General features: G+C 44.1%; 17 protein-coding genes. 11 read left to right on the top strand and 6 right to left on the bottom strand.

Annotated elements, in window-relative coordinates:
- Window positions 1-17: 17 nt before the first annotated feature.
- Window positions 18-662, bottom strand: a complete 645-nt coding sequence (locus tag G5B00_RS13670) for a hypothetical protein (RefSeq protein WP_163876423.1) — start codon at window positions 660-662, stop codon at window positions 18-20.
- 101 nt (window positions 663-763) lie between these two features.
- Between G5B00_RS13670 and apaG the strand changes: the two genes are divergently transcribed.
- From apaG to G5B00_RS13655, 3 genes are read left to right on the top strand one after another with little or no spacing between them, the layout of a single operon-like run.
- Window positions 764-1150 (top strand): Co2+/Mg2+ efflux protein ApaG, encoded by a 387-nt coding sequence (gene apaG, locus G5B00_RS13665; protein ID WP_163876419.1) that lies wholly within the window; start codon window positions 764-766, stop codon window positions 1148-1150.
- Between the two features lie 56 nt (window positions 1151-1206).
- On the top strand, window positions 1207-1575 hold the full coding sequence (locus tag G5B00_RS13660) for a DUF4359 domain-containing protein (protein ID WP_163876417.1): 369 nt from the start codon (window positions 1207-1209) through the stop codon (window positions 1573-1575).
- Window positions 1575-2261, top strand: a complete 687-nt coding sequence (locus tag G5B00_RS13655; protein WP_163876414.1) for a pseudouridine synthase — start codon at window positions 1575-1577, stop codon at window positions 2259-2261. The genes G5B00_RS13660 and G5B00_RS13655 overlap by 1 nt, the downstream gene beginning before the upstream one ends.
- Here the strand turns inward: G5B00_RS13655 and mqnB are convergent.
- Window positions 2232-2870, bottom strand: a complete 639-nt coding sequence (mqnB, locus tag G5B00_RS13650; protein WP_163876495.1) for a futalosine hydrolase — start codon at window positions 2868-2870, stop codon at window positions 2232-2234. The genes G5B00_RS13655 and mqnB overlap by 30 nt on opposite strands.
- Window positions 2871-3128: 258 nt before the next feature.
- On the opposite strand from mqnB, the gene G5B00_RS13645 reads away from it, so the two are divergent.
- Both G5B00_RS13645 and folE read left to right on the top strand, forming a co-directional pair.
- Entirely contained in the window at window positions 3129-3542 is a 414-nt protein-coding gene (locus tag G5B00_RS13645) for a 6-pyruvoyl trahydropterin synthase family protein (RefSeq protein ID WP_163876411.1), read from the top strand.
- A gap of 9 nt (window positions 3543-3551) precedes the next feature.
- The gene (folE, locus tag G5B00_RS13640; protein WP_410510775.1) at window positions 3552-4199 is read left to right on the top strand and encodes a GTP cyclohydrolase I FolE; all 648 of its coding nucleotides are present in this window, start codon (window positions 3552-3554) and stop codon (window positions 4197-4199) included.
- A 37-nt stretch (window positions 4200-4236) separates the two neighbouring features.
- Here the strand turns inward: folE and bshC are convergent, their stop codons facing one another.
- Window positions 4237-5826 (bottom strand): bacillithiol biosynthesis cysteine-adding enzyme BshC, encoded by a 1590-nt coding sequence (bshC, locus tag G5B00_RS13635; RefSeq protein ID WP_163876408.1) that lies wholly within the window; start codon window positions 5824-5826, stop codon window positions 4237-4239.
- Window positions 5827-6197: 371 nt separating this feature from the next.
- On the opposite strand from bshC, the gene G5B00_RS13630 reads away from it, so the two are divergent.
- The 3 genes from G5B00_RS13630 to G5B00_RS13620 all read left to right on the top strand — a co-directional run bounded on the left by G5B00_RS13630 (window position 6198) and on the right by G5B00_RS13620 (window position 8877).
- Window positions 6198-7025: an N-acetylmuramoyl-L-alanine amidase gene (locus G5B00_RS13630; protein ID WP_163876404.1), complete on the top strand. Its 828-nt coding sequence runs from the start codon at window positions 6198-6200 to the stop codon at window positions 7023-7025.
- Window positions 7026-7089: 64 nt separating this feature from the next.
- On the top strand, window positions 7090-8145 hold the full coding sequence (gene rlmN, locus G5B00_RS13625; protein ID WP_163876401.1) for a 23S rRNA (adenine(2503)-C(2))-methyltransferase RlmN: 1056 nt from the start codon (window positions 7090-7092) through the stop codon (window positions 8143-8145).
- A 168-nt stretch (window positions 8146-8313) separates the two neighbouring features.
- Window positions 8314-8877, top strand: coding sequence for a ComF family protein (locus tag G5B00_RS13620; protein WP_165031224.1), 564 nt, complete (start codon window positions 8314-8316; stop codon window positions 8875-8877).
- A gap of 227 nt (window positions 8878-9104) precedes the next feature.
- On the opposite strand, the gene G5B00_RS13615 is transcribed toward G5B00_RS13620, so the two are convergent.
- Window positions 9105-9476, bottom strand: coding sequence for a VanZ family protein (locus G5B00_RS13615; RefSeq protein WP_163876394.1), 372 nt, complete (start codon window positions 9474-9476; stop codon window positions 9105-9107).
- A 257-nt stretch (window positions 9477-9733) separates the two neighbouring features.
- Here G5B00_RS13615 and G5B00_RS13610 point away from each other — a divergent pair, with 257 nt between their 5' ends.
- The 3 genes from G5B00_RS13610 to G5B00_RS13600 all read left to right on the top strand — a co-directional run bounded on the left by G5B00_RS13610 (window position 9734) and on the right by G5B00_RS13600 (window position 14233).
- Complete coding sequence (locus G5B00_RS13610; RefSeq protein WP_163876391.1) at window positions 9734-10072, top strand: PadR family transcriptional regulator; 339 nt, start codon at window positions 9734-9736, stop codon at window positions 10070-10072.
- 18 nt (window positions 10073-10090) lie between these two features.
- Window positions 10091-11671: a PspC domain-containing protein gene (locus G5B00_RS13605; RefSeq protein ID WP_163876388.1), complete on the top strand. Its 1581-nt coding sequence runs from the start codon at window positions 10091-10093 to the stop codon at window positions 11669-11671.
- A 141-nt stretch (window positions 11672-11812) separates the two neighbouring features.
- A complete protein-coding gene (locus G5B00_RS13600; RefSeq protein WP_163876386.1) occupies window positions 11813-14233 on the top strand; it encodes an outer membrane beta-barrel family protein in 2421 nt (806 codons plus the stop codon).
- A gap of 46 nt (window positions 14234-14279) precedes the next feature.
- Here the strand turns inward: G5B00_RS13600 and uxaC are convergent, their stop codons facing one another.
- Together uxaC and G5B00_RS13590 are read right to left on the bottom strand one after the other, a co-directional pair.
- Window positions 14280-15680 (bottom strand): glucuronate isomerase, encoded by a 1401-nt coding sequence (uxaC, locus tag G5B00_RS13595; RefSeq protein ID WP_163876383.1) that lies wholly within the window; start codon window positions 15678-15680, stop codon window positions 14280-14282.
- 253 nt (window positions 15681-15933) lie between these two features.
- A complete protein-coding gene (locus G5B00_RS13590; RefSeq protein ID WP_163876380.1) occupies window positions 15934-17547 on the bottom strand; it encodes a RagB/SusD family nutrient uptake outer membrane protein in 1614 nt (537 codons plus the stop codon).
- Window positions 17548-17551: the final 4 nt, after the last annotated feature.

Here is a 17551-nt window from a genome sequence, read left to right as displayed (position 1 = left end):
TGTCTTAATATGCCTGACTATTCCAATTGTGAAAGATCAAGATTTTTGAACACATCCATCAACTCTTCCAGACTGTAACCATTACCCTTTAGGGTGACCACAAAACGTTCGTCATGGACCGTCTGGATTTCCGATTCTTTCGTCTCGCCATAGGTATGTTCTTTTACTAAAGCGCGTTGACCATCTATTTTAGTCGTCTTCTCGTAACCTTCTTCTGTAATATTTTCACGATCGGCACTCAGTCCTAAAAAGACCAGAGAAACTATCCCTCCGGCACCTTCGCCCGCACCGTCCATGATATCTATATCCACGGATTTTGTGCTATCTTCAGTCTTGTATTGCCCTTTTGCGGAAGCCATATTTAGTGCACTCATATCACCAACATTCAGGGAGGTTCTCTTCAGGCCCTGCAACGTCTCTGGCAGAACAGCTTTCAATACATCGTTGGATACAGGAGAAAGTGCTTTCAGCTCTTCTATGCGTGACTCCAGATCCTTTGCATAATCGGCCATCTTGTTCAGGTTCTTTACCGCACCTACTGACTCCGAGATTTTTTCCAAAGCCCCTTTTTCTTCACTTTTTTCCTCTTTAGGACTATTCCCACAGGAAAATAGCAAACCTGCCGACAGTAGCGACCCTAAAAATGTCATTGTATATTTCATATCTTACCATTGTTGTTTAGTAACAAAAATAACATCTTAATTGTAAAAAACGATAAACAATTAATTATGAAATATAAACTAGGATTCCTATTTTTGAGAATATGATTACGCAGTCCACGCATGGCATATTGATTTCGGTAGAATGTTACTATCAACAAGAATATTCTAATCCGGACAATATGCATTATATGTTTGCCTATCGTATTACCATCGAAAACAACAGTGACTATACCGCCAGGCTTGTCCGCAGGCATTGGGAAATATTCGATTCTATCGGTGATCATAAGCAGGTCGATGGAGAAGGAGTGGTCGGTGAGCAACCCGTACTCGCACCGGGAGAGTCCCACCAGTATACCTCTGGTTGCAATCTCAAAAGCGATATGGGGTATATGGAAGGGTATTATACTATGGAGCGAGAAATGGACCGAGCTCTGTTTGAAGTGGAGATACCCCGGTTCAATCTCATGGCTAACTACAAATTGAACTAATAGGGTAGAGACACAAGATCTTGTGTCTCTACTGAAAATAAATCCTATTTTTGTGCATGTCAAAAACAAGAATCTTTGCCTTGCTCGTCATAGCCATCATATTGGCTGCTATCCTGACGAATCCTTCTAAAGGAAAGTTCGAGACGGCAATCTCGTCCAAGGCCGAACAAATCCTTCGTAAGCAACTCGATTACCAGCATCAGGATGCGATACAATTGGGCATGACACTTTTCGGGGACAGATTGGTCAAGGATTTTGTGAGCAATAATGTCGTGATCGAGAATTACTACCTGTTTTCCTTGGTCAAAATCAAGTGGCAGGGCGAAACCACACCTATCGGTGGAGGTGCTTTCAGGCAAGTATGGCTTACTTCCAAAATTGACGAGAAAGCAGATGAGATTATCGGCACGTTGAAGGATCTGTGATGTTGGACATCCTCTACCAAGATGAGTACCTGGTTGCTATCAATAAACCGCATGGTTTGTTGGTTCATCGTTCGGGTATAGCTGCTGATACAACGACATTTGCCTTGCAGTTGCTCCGTAATCAGATCTGCCGTTCGGTATACCCTTCGCATAGGCTGGATCGAAAAACTTCGGGTGTGCTGTTGTTTGCCTTGGATAAAGAAACCGACAGGCTGTCCCAGCAGCTGTTTTACGACAAGAAGGTCACAAAAAAATACCTGGCCATCGTACGGGGACATACGGGAGAGAAGGGTACGATCGATTACCCGCTGAAAAAGGAAAATGGCACTTTGCAGGAAGCTGTCACACATTATAAAACCTTGTCACAATCCGAAATAGGTGTTGCTTCGGGAAAATTTTCTACATCCCGTTATTCACTGATCGAAGCTACCCCCGAAACAGGGCGTATGCACCAGATCCGTAAACACTTTGCCCATGTTTTTCACCCGATTCTCGGAGATAGACCGCATGGTTGCAACAAGCAAAACAAATTGTGGAAAGAACATTTTGATATGGATACCATGATGCTCCACGCGAGGTCACTATCCTTTGTCCATCCGCACACACATCAAACACTGCATATCGTTGCAGAGCCCCAACCAGAATTTTTACGGGTCTTAGGACTGTTGTCCATCACGCAATTTTAGGAAATCGCTCAACCATTCATGTAGATTTTGAATGGCCAAGGGTATGTTCCATGTAGATTTATCCCTAGGTCCGACAAAATTGGAGATAGACCGGACTTGTATACAGGGAATGTTTTCTTCGTTGCTCACATAGAAAACGGCGGCTCCTTCCATACTTTCCGTACGGGCATAGGGTAGGCGCTGTTGCACCTGTTGGATCGCCCGTTTATGACCATGTACTTTGTTGACCGTAATACCTTCCACCTTATCCAGTGCCGTGTGTATATGTCCCGAAGAGAGGTTTGCCCACGACGAAGCCCCGAATCCCAATTGTTCGAGAGGGATAAAGTCATCTTCATGCTCTGCTCCAAGCTCAAAGAAAGTATCTTGTACAATCTCGACAACGGATCCTATCGGCAGCTCATCGGACAAACTGCCGGCAATGCCCAGGTTGAGGATGTAGGGCGGGGTGCATCGGTGCAAGGCCTTTGTCAGCGCATATGCAGTCGCTACCATACCTACTCCCGTAATCACGTAGGGAATCTGCTGTGCGTCCAGTAGAGGGATGCTGAGGGCGATTTCTGCACGGGTGGCGGCCACGACTAAGGGTTTTGTATGGAGTTCTTGCATGGGGATAAAGTTAACAAACTGTACCGTCATTTTGATGAGGGACGGAGAGAACCGAGTGAAACGAGCTCATCGAAGATAAATCTACGGATCCTACCTGTCGCAAGTTAAGCGTTTTTTGTCATTCTGACGAAGGAAGAATCTAAAAACTATATACAGTTAAAAGATCCAATGTTGCATCAGCACAAGTAGTGACCATGCAGATAAATGATTTTTAAACCGGTTCTGAAATATAGATTTTTAGGGTTATCTTTGTATATCATGATATATATAACACGACGGGAAAGATTCTGTGCGGCGCATAAATTGCACCGTGAAGATTGGACGCCCGAACAAAACGAGGCGGTATTCGGCTATTGTGCCAACCCAAATTGGCATGGGCACAATTATGAGTTGTTTATCACGGTAAAAGGCGAGATAAACCCCGAAACAGGCTTTTTGATCGACTTGAAAAAAATGAAATCTATTGTTCAAGAGAATGTCGTGCTCAAAGTAGATCACAAGAATTTCAATCTGGATGTGGATTTCATGCAGGGAAAGATGGCTTCTACGGAAGTTATTGCTACAGAGATCTTTAAGGTATTGAAACCTTTGTTCGAAAAGGAGAATGTTCTTCTGCACAGCATTCGACTGGTCGAAACGGAAAACAATTCGGTAGAGTATTTTGGAGATTAGTGCAGCAGTATGAAGAATAAAGAAATGAACAATAATAATATAGATCTCAACGAGGAGCTTGACGGCTACGTAAAAATAGATCAATACAACAAAGTGCATGTCGAGCGAATCGCCGACCATTACGTCGATATCTTGGAAGCATTGGGTGAAGATCCCAAACGTGAAGGGCTCATAAAGACGCCAGAACGGGTTGCCAAGGCATTACAGTACCTGACACATGGCTACGATATTGATGGTGCGGAAGTATTGCGCAGTGCGATGTTCGAGGAAGAGTACAGTCAGATGGTAGTTGTGAAAGATATCGAGGTGTATTCGATGTGTGAGCATCATATGTTACCGTTCTTTGGTAAAGCGCATATTGCTTATATCCCGAACGGACACATTGTCGGTTTGAGCAAAATCCCCCGTGTAGTGGATGCTTTTGCCCGTCGGCTACAAGTTCAGGAACGGTTGACCAATGAGATTAGGGACTGTATTCAAGATACCCTGAAACCTGCCGGTGTAGCTGTAGTCATCGAATGCAAGCACATGTGTATGGCCATGCGGGGTGTGCAGAAGCAAAATTCGGTTACGACAACCTCGGCTTTCACAGGAGCTTTTCAGAATGATGTGACCCGCTCTGAATTTTTGCGATTAATTACAGCTTCTTTAGATTAAGTACTTTTGTATTAACCATGCGCTTTAAACCGCAGGGTTAATACAAGATTGTGAATTTAAAGGACAAAGGCTCAAAGTGTTTGATGAGTTCCTTGATAAAGTCATCACCGTATCTCACATATAGCGTGGCAAAATTTTCTGTTCTCTCCTGTAGTCCACCGCCCGGAAAGAGCTTTTCCTTTAGCCGTTCGATTTGGATAAGGGCTTCCTCGTGGTTATGTTTGTCGGCTTTCAATAGCTTTTTCTCCAGATTGTTGATAGCTTTCTTTAGCCTTGCTTTTACTGCATCGGTACTAGGACCTAGGCTAGCATCGATTTTATGTGCGCGGAGTTTGATCTTGCCGAAGATAGCATTTAGTTCCATCCATTCATCCCGTAGATTCAGCCGATGTTTGGTGTGCCTTTTTACATAATCGTTTTGAAGCACAGTCGTTGGCTTGAATATACTTTTGAAAGTCAGATCCAACCGATAGATTTTGCTGGCCACGTTATCGTCTGTAATCATCGCCGAATTGCGAGGTATCAATATAGGAAAGGGGATACTATATTGATCAAAATTTGCTTTGAGCTGTAGCCAATAGACGATTTCAGCTCCACCGCCGATATAGGCGAGATTGGGTAGGATAACCTCTTGATACAGTGGCCGCATGACTACATTGGGACTAAAACGTTCGGGGTATTGTCTAATCTCAGCGATCAGTTCCTGTTCCGAAAACGTGATGTCTTTGTGCAACACTTCATAATGACCTTCTTCGTTCTTCACGATCCGTTCGCGAAACTCGTCCGTCAGGTAGAAAAAATTACATTCACGTGCATGTACTTGCGTCGAAAAGCCTTTCTCTTCCAGGGTTGCCGAAGTGCTATTGATGGTATGAAAGCTTTTTTCGTGCAGGATGTCTTCTTCTATGATAGGGGCAAACAGTTTTTTTAATTCGGGATGGTCTGCATCAATGATGACCAAGCCATATTCGCTAAAGAGACTGTGTACCAACTGCCGCGTGGCATCGGCGAGATTTCTCCCATGCATGTAAGCATTCTCGACCATTTTGGTTAGCCTTGACGAATTTTCTGACAATCCAAGCATGCCGCAATATTGACGTACAACCTGCTCCATGCTGTCGGTAGCCATACGTCCTGTACCAGAGATTCTGGGTACATCCCACATGATTTTCTTTCCGTAGACTCGTGTATGGTTGATTTCTTCAAAATCGTGGTCTTCAGTGGCCATCCAATAGACCGGAACGAAATCTTTATCGGGAAACTTTGCTTTGAGGTCCTTTGCCAAACGGATAGCAGTCACAATCTTGAAGATGAAGTATAGAGGACCCGTAAAGATGTTCAGCTGATGGCCTGTCGTAACGGTATATGTGGTGCTTTGTGCCAGTAACGTGACATGCTGTGCAGTCTGGGGAGAGGAAGACAACAAGTCCCCGTATTGTTCTTTCAGGACAGAAACCAAGGTATCCCGATGTTGGAAAGAAGACTTTGCTAAGACCTGTTTTTCAAATCCCTCAAAGGTCGGAAGACGTCCATAGAATGGTTTTAGATCCTCGTTTCCGGCTAGATAAGCCAATAGGGTGGAGGAAAAACTGTTCGTGTCGCTGTATTCGATGTAAGTCGCTTTCATGTACCGTTCTGATTTCTCTGCAAATGTATAGTATATCGGTATGCAAAATACGGATTTTTGTAAAAAGGTAAATTTTGCGTTGGAATTATAGCGAAGATTTGACAAATGGACATTATGCAGGTATATTTGTTTTTCAGGGGATGCATGAGCTATCCCGACGAGCTGCTTGCAGGCCAAGTTTAGCGTTTTTTGTCATCCTGACGGCCTGTCCCGAATGCTTTCGGGAATAGGAAGATCTAAAAACTCTACAGTTAACAGATGCTTCGACAAGCTCAGCATGACAAAAAATAACGATTACTTTCTTAACTTGGTGCCAATGCGAATATCGAGATTGGTTCGTGAATGCAAAGCATATTATCTAAGTTTGAAATATGAAAACAAAGTCTATCTTGTTCGTGTGGATCGCCCTGTGTAGTGTGGTCATGTCATGCAGTACCGGCAAATACGCTGCCACAGAAAAAATATATGCAAAAAAGGCGAAAGCTTTTGCCAAAGTTTACCGCGTAGCTCCAGTAGAGAACCAACTCGGAAAAATAGCTTCAGTGGACAAGGAGTGGATTGCTTCCACTAATTTTGGTATGCGTAGACCCAATTACGTCATGATACACCATACGGCTCAAAACTCAACCGAGCATACCGTCAGGACCTTTCATAACGAGCGAGTGGATGTCAGCTCCCACTACGTTATCGGGAGGGATGGCAAAGTTATTCAAATGGTCAATGATTATTATCGGGCCCATCATGCCGGAGCGGGAAAATGGGGCAACGATACAGATCTCAACTCCTCTTCTATCGGAATTGAGCTGGACAATAACGGTACCACGGATCCCTGGCCCGATGTACAGATCGATGCTCTGATCCAATTATTGACCTATCTAAAGGAAGCGTACAAGATCCCGCAGGCCAATTTCATTGGACACATGGACTATGCCCCTGCACGCAAAAATGACCCTTCCCGTTTCCCGTGGAAAAAGCTTGCCGAAGCAGGTTTTGGATATTGGTATGCCGATAATCTGGAAAATCCACCCGAAGGTTTTGATCCTATAGTCGCCTTACGAATCATCGGATATGACACCAAAAACCCCGATGCAGCTATCAAAGGTTTCAAACACCACTATATCCAAAAGGATGTGAATATAGCCGCCCTTTCGGAGGAAGATCTGAAGATATTGTATGCGATCTATAAAAAATTCCTGTAGAGACGCGATTTATCGCGTCTCTACAGGAATTTAGGGATCCAAAAAAATCCCGTATCTTTGCAGGGTGTTAACGACAGCGAAACAGATAGATATACGTAGCCTTACGCTCGATCAGCTTAAAGAATATCTTGTCCAGATGGGGGAGCAAGGCTTTCGTGCCAAACAGATTTACGAGTGGCTATGGCAAAAATCTGTGACGGATTTTGACCAGATGAGCAATCTGAGCAAGTCCTTGAGGGAGAAGCTGAAAGAACATTTTTCCATAAACTGTGCGACGATTCGACAGTCTCAGGTTAGCTCGGACAAGACGATCAAAAATAGTTTTACATTGCACGATGGGAATGTCATTGAAGGCGTGCTGATACCTACACCGGATCGTATGACTGCTTGTGTCAGTTCGCAGGTGGGGTGTAGCCTGACCTGCAAATTTTGTGCGACGGGCTATATGGATCGTAAACGTAACCTAAATGCGGATGAGATTTATGATCAGGTCGTATTGCTAAGTAAGCAGGCCGAACAGCATTATGGTATTCCACTCACCAATATTGTATATATGGGTATGGGAGAGCCTTTGTTGAATTATGCCAACACCTTGAAGTCCATCGAACGTATCACGGCTCCGGACGGCCTGAATATGGCGGCCAAGCGAATCACGGTCTCTACGGCAGGTATTGCGAAGATGATCAAAAAACTAGGTGATGATGGTGTACGCTTTAATCTGGCGCTGTCTCTACATGCGGCAAATGATGAAAAGCGTAATGAGATAATGCCGATCAACGAGCAAAATTCGTTGAAAGCATTGGCTGAAGCTCTTCGTTATTTCTACGCCAAGACCAAGAGTCCGATTACCTACGAATACATCGTCTTCCATCATTTCAACGATGGGTTAGAGGATGCCAAAGAGTTGGCAATGTTTTGTAAACACGTCCCCTGTAAAGTCAATATTATTGAATACAATCCCATAGAGCTGGCTGATTTTGTGAATGCAGAAGCCGATAAGATCGAGGCGTTTGCAGCATATCTACGTGAGCAAGGCATTGTGACCAATGTACGCCGCAGTCGGGGCAAGGATATCGATGCGGCCTGTGGCCAATTAGCCATTAAAGAGAAAACGAATTAATTTTCTTATCTTTAGCGTATAAACCTATACGTTGATAAAGTTGTGAAGATCTCATCTTTCTTGAAGGACTTTGTGCATGTTTTCCTCCCTAAAGTATGCGTATCGTGCGATGTATCCCTTTTATCTCATGAGGAGGTGCTGTGTACGGAATGTATATACCATCTGCCCATGACCGATTTTCATCTGGACGAACAGAATGAAACTGCGCAGCAGCTATGGGGCAAGCTAGACTTCAAGCAGGCTGTATCTATGCTTTATCTTGCCAAGTCATCCCGTGTTGCCAAGCTTGTGCATAAGCTCAAATACGGCAATGAACCGGATATAGGCGTATTTTTGGGGCAGTATTATACTAAAATTTTACAGCCAACAGGTATTTTTGAGCAATTGGATATGATCGTCCCAGTGCCTATTCATAAGAGTAAACTTCGAAAACGGGGGTATAATCAAGCGGGCCAATTTGCGAGGGGGCTATCCAAAGTGAGTGGAGTGCCGTTGAATGAGGATATCCTAATCCGTACGAAAGTCACGGAGAGCCAAACACAAAAAAACAGAATCGAGCGTTATGATAATGTCGAAGGGGTATTTGCGTTGAGAAGACCTTCACTGGTCAAAGGGAAGCATATTTTGCTTGTGGATGATGTGTTGACCACAGGTGCGACAATATGTGTGGCTGGTAACCAGCTGGTACAGGCCGGAGCCGCAGTAAGTGTAGCGACAATCGCTAGGGCGTGATAATTAACTGGCGCAAGGTTAAGCGAAGCGATCCTTGTGACTGTTTTTTGGTCACAAACGAGACGCTTGCGCCAGCCAAAGCTAGCCAAGGTAACCCTCACCTCCTCTTTCCCGAAGAAACAGATGGACACCCGCAGTCTTTCTTAAACACACCGCAAGACTGTAAGCTTGACATCGCTAAAGCGCAGACACATATCCAAATAAATAACCTTGGTTTCATAAAGACGTTATTTTCTATACAAAAGTAAAAAAGCAAAAGACCCCATACCTATTCCGACAGCATCCGCAAAAAAATCCCATACGTCTGCTGTTCTAGATGGCGACAAATACATCTGGGCGAGCTCCGTAATTCCTGCAAATATAAGTGTGCTGGCCACTATTTTCCATACAGTGTTCAATGGATGGATATGTTGCTGATGTTTCGAGAGATTTTCCCGATACAATAAGGTAGTCAGTACAAAGAAAGTTCCACAATGGGCCAATTTGTCAAAGCCCGGAAAGGAGGGGGCTCCCTCCAGATTGTTGGAAGGAACTACCATTAGTCCAAACATCAATAGTCCCCATAGTACGGACCATCCATACTGCCTTAAATATCTCATGGTGCGAAGTTCGTATAAATAGTGTGATTATCCTAATTCTCTGTTCGTCATCTTGAGCGAAGTGAAACGGAGTCGAAAGATCTATAAAACATAGATTTTGTCTATGAGATGGATTCGACTTTACTTCGTTTCGCTCACCATGACGGAGTTATTTAAGACCGTTTTTAAAATATAATCTCTTTAAAGTCAAGATATTATGTATTCATATGGTACTATGTATTGCATAGTACTATACTAATACATACCTTTGTCCTATCATGATAGCAGACAATACACAGACCCAGATGCGCAAGGGGATACTCGAATATTGTATCCTATCGATTATTTCGAAAGGGGAGATATATGCTTCGGATATCATAACAGAGTTGAAAAAGGCAGAGCTTTTGGTAGTGGAGGGAACGCTTTATCCTTTGTTGACAAGGTTGAAAAACAATGGCCTTTTGAGTTATAGCTGGAAAGAATCGACTTCAGGTCCCCCTCGTAAGTATTATCAAATTACGGCCGAAGGCGAACAGGTATTGAAAAAACTGGACATTACCTGGAAAGAGTTGGTATATGCCGTGGAGGTCTCCTTGGCGGGGAGGAGCAATAGTTAATCTAAAAACATCGACACCATGAACAAGACTATCATCATCAACATAAACAGTATTGTATTTCATATAGAAGAAGACGCTTATGAAGTATTGCGTAGTTATATGATCGAGATCAAGAAGCATTTTGGCCGTACGCCCGACAGTGGCGAGATCTTGCAGGATATCGAAAACCGGATTGCCGAAATGTTTGCCGAACGCATAGAGTTGGGCAAGAAAGAGGTTATCTCTATGATAGATGTAGAAGAAGTCATCGCACAAATGGGTAGGGTAAGCGATTTTGAAGATGTGGACGAACTGTCCGATGAGACCTACGATGACCATCAGGCGCGGTCGAAGGAAGAAAAGCATGCGCCCTATGGACATAAAAAGATAATGCGTGATCCTGATGATACGATCATCGGCGGGGTCTGTAGTGGTTTGGGGTATTATCTGGGCATGGATGTAAAATGGGTACGCATTCTCTTCGTTCTTTTCTTTTTGTTTGGCGGATCAGGTATTTTGCTGTATGTCGTTTTGTGGGCACTCATGCCAGTAGCATCGAGCCGTGCAGACAAGATGGCGATGCGAGGAGAAGAGCCAACCTTACAGAACTTCAAGAAGAGCTTTGAAGACGACCTCGAAAATTATGGTCAAGGTTTTACCCAAGCCAAAGGATTTGTTTCCCGCAATTCTCGAGTCATAGGTGATGTTATATCAGCTGTCTTTCGGTTCATCGGTAAGCTCTTTGCACTGTTTATGCTTATCATTAGCGGTCTTACGATCATGGGGCTGATCTTCATGCTGGTAGCCTTTTCGTTGGGTGTGCTGGGTTATCAGAATGAGATTATATTTCCTCCTCTAGAAGCCTTGAGCAAAGACCAGGCCTTAATAGCCTTACTGGCTGGAATATTAGGTGTCATGATACCTTTCATGGCTCTTTTCCATTTGTTTGTCCGTATTCTTTTCAAGACCAGACCTATGAATACGTATCTTTCGTTGAGCCTATGGGCGATATGGGTGGTTTCGGTCATTGTGCTCATCGTCTACATCATTATCGGCAATCAAAATTTTAAGGAGACAAGTACCATTAAAGTAGAAAAGCCCATGCCGCTCAAATCGACCTATTATTTTACGGAGAAAGATTTGCGTATCATAGACGCAGCCACCCTCGAAAATGGACAAAAGGAATACCGTCTACGTGGAAATATGGAGAATTTCAGTCGTGCTATCCGAAACGATATTAGTGTTCGTTTCGAGCCGTTGGATTCGTTGCAAAAACCATTCGTCCAGTACCATTATACAGCTCGGGGCAAAACATACCAACAAGCGGCCGAAAGGGCGGCAAAGATAGATTACGAAATGTCGGAAGAGAAAGACAAGATGATCTTCGACAGCCATTTTAAACTAGAGGCTTCTGATCCATATCGTGGTCAAGAGGTCGCAGCTGTTGTCTTTCTTCCCTTGGGTACTGTCGTCGAGATCGGAGAACCCTTACGTGCTAAGCTGCGTGGAATATCGTACCGGTCGTGTCTCCAAGAAGCGGATGGCGAAAGAAAAGCCAGTAAAACAGTATGGGTCATGCAGAAATCAGGTTTAATATGTGCTACATCCAATGAACAATAACAACATGAAACCTGCATGAATTGCCATTCGCATAAGGATATGAACCGAGCGTAGCGAGCTCTTGAACGCTACTGAAAACAAACAAGAAGTGAAAAATAATTCATGCAAGTTTCATCACCTTTAAAAACAGATTATATACAGATGAAAAAAATCCTATTTGTATTTTGCTTGTCCGCTTTTTTTCAAACTGCTGCATTTGCCCAACAATATGCCGATATCAGCGGTAAGGTATTGGACACAGCGAACATACCCATACAAGGAGCTTCGGTGTATTTGTTGACCCCTAAGGCAAAAGCTGTGCTGAAAACTGCAGTTACCGACGACAAGGGAGAATATCAAATGCACAATGTTCCTGATGGAAAGTTTCTGCTAGAGGTCTCGGCCATAGGTTATGCAAAAACATTTTCGGAAGAATTTGAAGCAAAGGGTAATCCTATGGATATTCCACTTATTGTGCTGGTTCCACAACAGAAGAACATAGAGGTTGTGGATGTCAATAGAGAACTTCCGCTTGTTCGTAATGTACACGGCAAATTGGTTCTTCACGTGGAAAATACGGCATTAGCCGCAGGCAACAATGCCCTTGAAGTCGTCAAAAAAGCACCTGGGGTAGGCGTAGACAAGGATGACAACCTGACCTTGATGGGCCAAGCGGGGATCAATGTCACGATAGACGGTAGGCAGACCTATATGACGGGTGAACAACTGGCTACTTTGTTAAAGAATACGGATGGCAGTCAGATCAAAAGCGTAGAAGTGAGTACGATACGTACGGCAAAAGATGATGCTGAAGGTGGTGTTGGCACGATCAATATTACGATGAAAAAGAACAGGTTGGAAGGCTTCAACGGGTCTTTTGTGGCCAGTGGAGCTAGAGGTGAAAAGTGGAGAGGAAATACCTCCCTCAATTTGAATTACCAAAAGGAAAAAACAACCTTTTTTGGTAGCTATGCCTACACCAATGATCATAGCCTTCATGATTTGGGGATAGCACGCACGATAGCCGATGAAACGGAAAGCACATTTTTTGATCAATCCTCGGTTTTGGACATGGAGGATAGGACACATCAGTACAAAGCCGGAGTAGAGTTGAAAACCTCGGCAAGAAATACCTTTTTGGCACAGTTTACAGGTAACAATAATACTGACAAAAATGACAACCATAGTACCACGAATATGGGGCGTGATGCTGTGGCTATAGACTCCATCTTATCTTCAATGACAGGAACAAACGAGAAGTTCAACCGATATTCATGGAATATCAACAACGAGTTTCGAATAGATACGGCAGGGAAAAAATTGACGATGGGTATGGATTACAGTCTATTCAGAACCAAAAATCACACGGACTATAGTTATTTTACTTTTTTGGCAGATTTCGTCACGTCCAAATATGACCCTGAGTACGAACGGAGCAACTCGTATACGGATATTGATATATTGTCGGCTAAATTGGATTATACCCATCCATTGGGCAAAGGTGTTTTGGAAGCAGGTTTGAAATACAGTAACGTAAGCTCGGACAACGATATTTTGTTTGAGTACCTCGATGGCGACCAAGATAGTTGGATGAACTATACCAATCGATCAAACACGTTCCTGTATCGGGAACAGATTTCGGCTGGATATATTGATTACGCTATTGCATTGGGCAAATGGGATGTCAAGGCAGGGCTACGAAGCGAATATACCGTTTCGGATGGACGTTCGGTCACGGCAAGCAAGTCTATACAACAAGATTATTTGGATTTCTTTCCTTCCGCTTCCTTGGGGTATGCAGTGTCGAAGAATCATTCTTTGTCCTTGAATTATTCCCGTAAGGTGTCGAGACCAAATTACAAATATTTGAATCCGTTTGAATATTATATTGACAAACGCTCTTATATGAAAGGGAACCCCGACCTCAAACCTCAGTACACACATGGTTTTACATTGAATTACACACTGTTTCAGTTATTCAACCTGACATTGGGGCATGATCTGACACGCAATGCCATGGTCGAAAGTCTTGGTCAGGATACGGAGTTGAAAACAACTTGGGTCATCAGAGAGAACTTGGGGCGTACCAACACGAGCTATCTGAATGCCAGTATACCGTTTCGTATAGGACAATGGTGGTCAATGTACAACAACCTGACCGGAATACACATGTATTTTGAAGGACCGATTGCCGGGCATTACGTTAGTCTGGGATCCCTGTTTTTTCAAGGAAGTTCGATGAATAGCTTTAAACTGAAGAAATCCATGTCCGCAGAATTGACGATGAACTACAACTCCCCCTTCCTCTACAATGTCTATCGTATCCACAGCCGTTTCAATACAGATATAGGCGCTACATACAATTTTAAGGATCAACGGAGCTCTCTAAAATTGGCCGTGACCGATGTGTTCAGAAGTAACCGCAACAATGTCTCCACCGATTTTGAAGAGTACAATGCCCTCATCAAGCAATATAGGGATTCTCAAACGGTGAGGCTTACCTACGCGTTTAAATTTGGAAACCTGAAACAATCGTTCCATAGGAAAGAGGATAAAATCGAGGAGAAGGATAGGGCTATGTAAAATAAAAGACTTCCGAAGTTCTCAGAACTTCGGAAGTCTTTTATCCCTAAAACCCAAAATATTCTTTGGCATTGCGGTAGCAGATATCCTCGATGATTTTTCCTATCCATGGGATATCATTTGGTAATTGTCCGTTGACCACATCTTCGGCAAATAAATTACAAAGAATCCTTCTGAAGTATTCGTGTCGAGGGAAAGACAGAAAACTCCGTGAATCGGTCAGCATACCGACAAAGCGACTGAGGAGACCCATATTGGAAAGTGCGTTGAGCTGATGCTCCATACCGTCCTTTTGATCCAAAAACCACCATGCCGATCCAAATTGTATCTTTCCGGCTACTGTGCCGTCGTTGAAATTGCCGGCCATCGCCGCAAAGACTTCATTGTATGCAGGGTTGAGGTTGTAGAGGATGGTTTTGGCGAGCTTGTTTTCGGCATCCAGTTTATTCAAGAATTTGGACAACGTCCTAGCTTGGCTGAAATCGCCTATCGAGTCAAAACCTGTATCCGGACCAAGGGATGTCAACAGCCGGGTGTTGTTGTTGCGTATAGCACCCAGGTGATATTGCTGCACCCAGCCTTTTTCGTGATCCCACTGTGCAAAGTGTACCAACATCGCAGACTTAAATTTGGAGCTTTCCAAAGGAGAAAGATCTTGACCACTACGTATTTTGGCAAAGATTGCACTGATCTCCGCATGTGTATAGTCCTCGGCAGACAATTGTTCTAAGCCGTGGTCGGAAATGCAACAGCCATTTTGGGCAAAATAGTCATGTCGGCCCTTTAGCGCCTCCAAATAATCATCAAAAGTGCTCACGGAACGGTTGGCAACTTCCTCCAACCGATTGATATACGTATTGAGATTGGTTACATTGTCCGAATCCATAGCTTTGTCGGGACGGAAGGCCGGTAGCATCCGGAAAGATGACGGTCCCTGTGCGTACTGTTGGTGAAATGCCAGGTCGTCCAAGGGATCATCGGTCGTACAGATGATTTCCACGTGCATCTTTTGCAGTAGACCTCGAACGGAATAATCGGCAGTATTCAGTTTTTGCGAGGTGCTTTCATAGATGGACGAAGCCGTGTCTCCGCTCAATAGCTCTGTAATACCGAAGTAACGCTGTAGCTCCAAGTGTGTCCAATGGTATAGCGGATTGCGAAGGGTGTAGGGCACAGTTTCAGCCCATTTTTGGAATTTCTCCGCATCTGTTGCGTTCCCGGTGATATAACGTTCATCAACACCATTTGCCCGCATGGCTCGCCATTTATAATGGTCTCCATACAGCCAGGCCTGGGTGATGTTCTCAAAATTTATATCGCCGGTCACCTGCTCCGGTATCAAATGGTTATGATAGTCTAGGATGGGCTGGCTTTTTGCATAGTCGTGATACAACTCTTCTGCAATCTTATTGGTCAATAAAAAATTGTCGTCTAAGAATTTTTTCATTTTTTTTATCTTAAAGGGTGCTTTTGGGTACGCTAACTTCCTGTTGCGAAGTGGTCACAAAATTTTTATGGCCTATATCAATCATACAAGTTTAATCAAAAAAAAGAGGCTTTAAAACAATTTTTAACGCAAACGATTGAGGAGTGGGCCGGTAAGATTGGACTTCGGAAGTTATTCCTAAGGAAGAGTATAACAAAAGAGACCGTTGTCAGAAAATATTAACAACGATCTCTTTAAAGGGGTTAAAACTAAATTATAATGGATTCTGCTTACATAGCGGGTTGTATTGAATCTCCAGCTCCGGGATGACCCATTGCCATTCCTTTGCTCCCGCTGCTACGTACCTGCTCGCTTCGCCCACAGCCTGTTCTTCGTACATGTTAAAGTTGGAAGCCAAAGGATCCAGATTGGTCGGATTGAAATTGTTTTTCCAGCCATTGACTGCTCCGCCCTGATTGTATCCCGACCTAGGTTTGGGACCACGGTCCAGCGGCATATCGAGACGTTTGAGATCCAGGAACCGGAAGCCTTCGCCCCAGAGCTCGACACGTCTTTGTGTCATGATTTCCTCCGTCAGGTCATCACCGGTATTGCTGCTGAGGCTATACATAGGATCACGATCATGAGCGACGACATACAGCGCATCACGAGCTTTGCCTTCTTCGTCACCTCTGGCATAGCCTTCAGCCATGATGAGATACATTTCCGGTAAGCGGATAAAGGCCAAATCTGCTGTAATAATGGCACCGCTATAGGAAGAGGACGAATTGTCTGGGTGGTCTACGATAAACTTCTGGCTCATCCACTTGTACCTGTTTCCCCCCGGAGGATATACCAGACCCGGATGGTTGGTCACATCTTCCACCCATAGGGGCTTACGGACGTCGGTCGCCGATATTTTTTCGTACAGCAGATTGTTGATCGCCCGGGGCGTATTCTTGTTGTAAGAAATATTTGTGTTCGAAATATAGCTATAGAAATTAAATAGCGTTGCCGTTTCCAATTCGGGTTGGGCTATTTTTGCCCATATCCATTCTTTGTTTGTCGCATCCGAGCAGCGGCCTTGTTTATAATCGTAGCAGCTATTGTCCATTTGCGCGCCCGAATGATCTACGACCATCTTAGCCATCTCCGCTGCATCCAGCCATTTGCCTTGCGTGAGTAGCACGCGGGCTTTGATGGCTCTGGCGACGTGCACATTGATGTGCATCTTGGTCGAACGCTCGAAAGAAACATTGGACAGCAGGCGGATAGCTTCATCCAGATCCTCGTTGATCGCCACATAGCAATCTTCGACAGAAGATCGCTCCTTTGGATCGGTCGACGATTCCATGCGCAGTACAATGCCCATTTGGGTATTGTTGCCTGCTCGGTCGTATCGCTTGCCATATAGCTGTACGGCACAGAAATGCGAGAATGCCCGGTAAAAAATGGCTTGCCCTTTGACATAATCCCTTTCTTCCTGTGGACCCTCAGCATTGTCGATGTTTTCGATCACCATATTGGCGTTTGCGATGATCTTGTAGATGTATTCATAGATGTGGCGGGGATACTGATTGGTCGTCTGTCGGTGTCGTGTCCAGTCCGCCTCTGTACGAAACTGCGCATTGGACTTGGTGTATATCAAATCCTCGCCCAGAAAATCCATATACAGCATATAGTATTGGTAGCCCATTTTGGGCGCATAGTTACCCTTTTCGTACATTACCCGGTGGATACCGTTGATCGCCATCAAGGCTGCTTTGGTATCCTTGAATATGATGGACTGATCGACTGCACTTGTAGATTCTGTCTCCAAGAAATCTTTACTACAAGACATTACTGCCATTGCAATAACTCCCAATATCATTAAAAAAATCTTCTTCATGCTT

Source organism: Parapedobacter sp. SGR-10, assembly GCF_011030405.1.
GTDB lineage: Bacteria > Bacteroidota > Bacteroidia > Sphingobacteriales > Sphingobacteriaceae > Sphingobacterium.
This window is presented reverse-complemented; position numbering and strand designations above follow the sequence as displayed.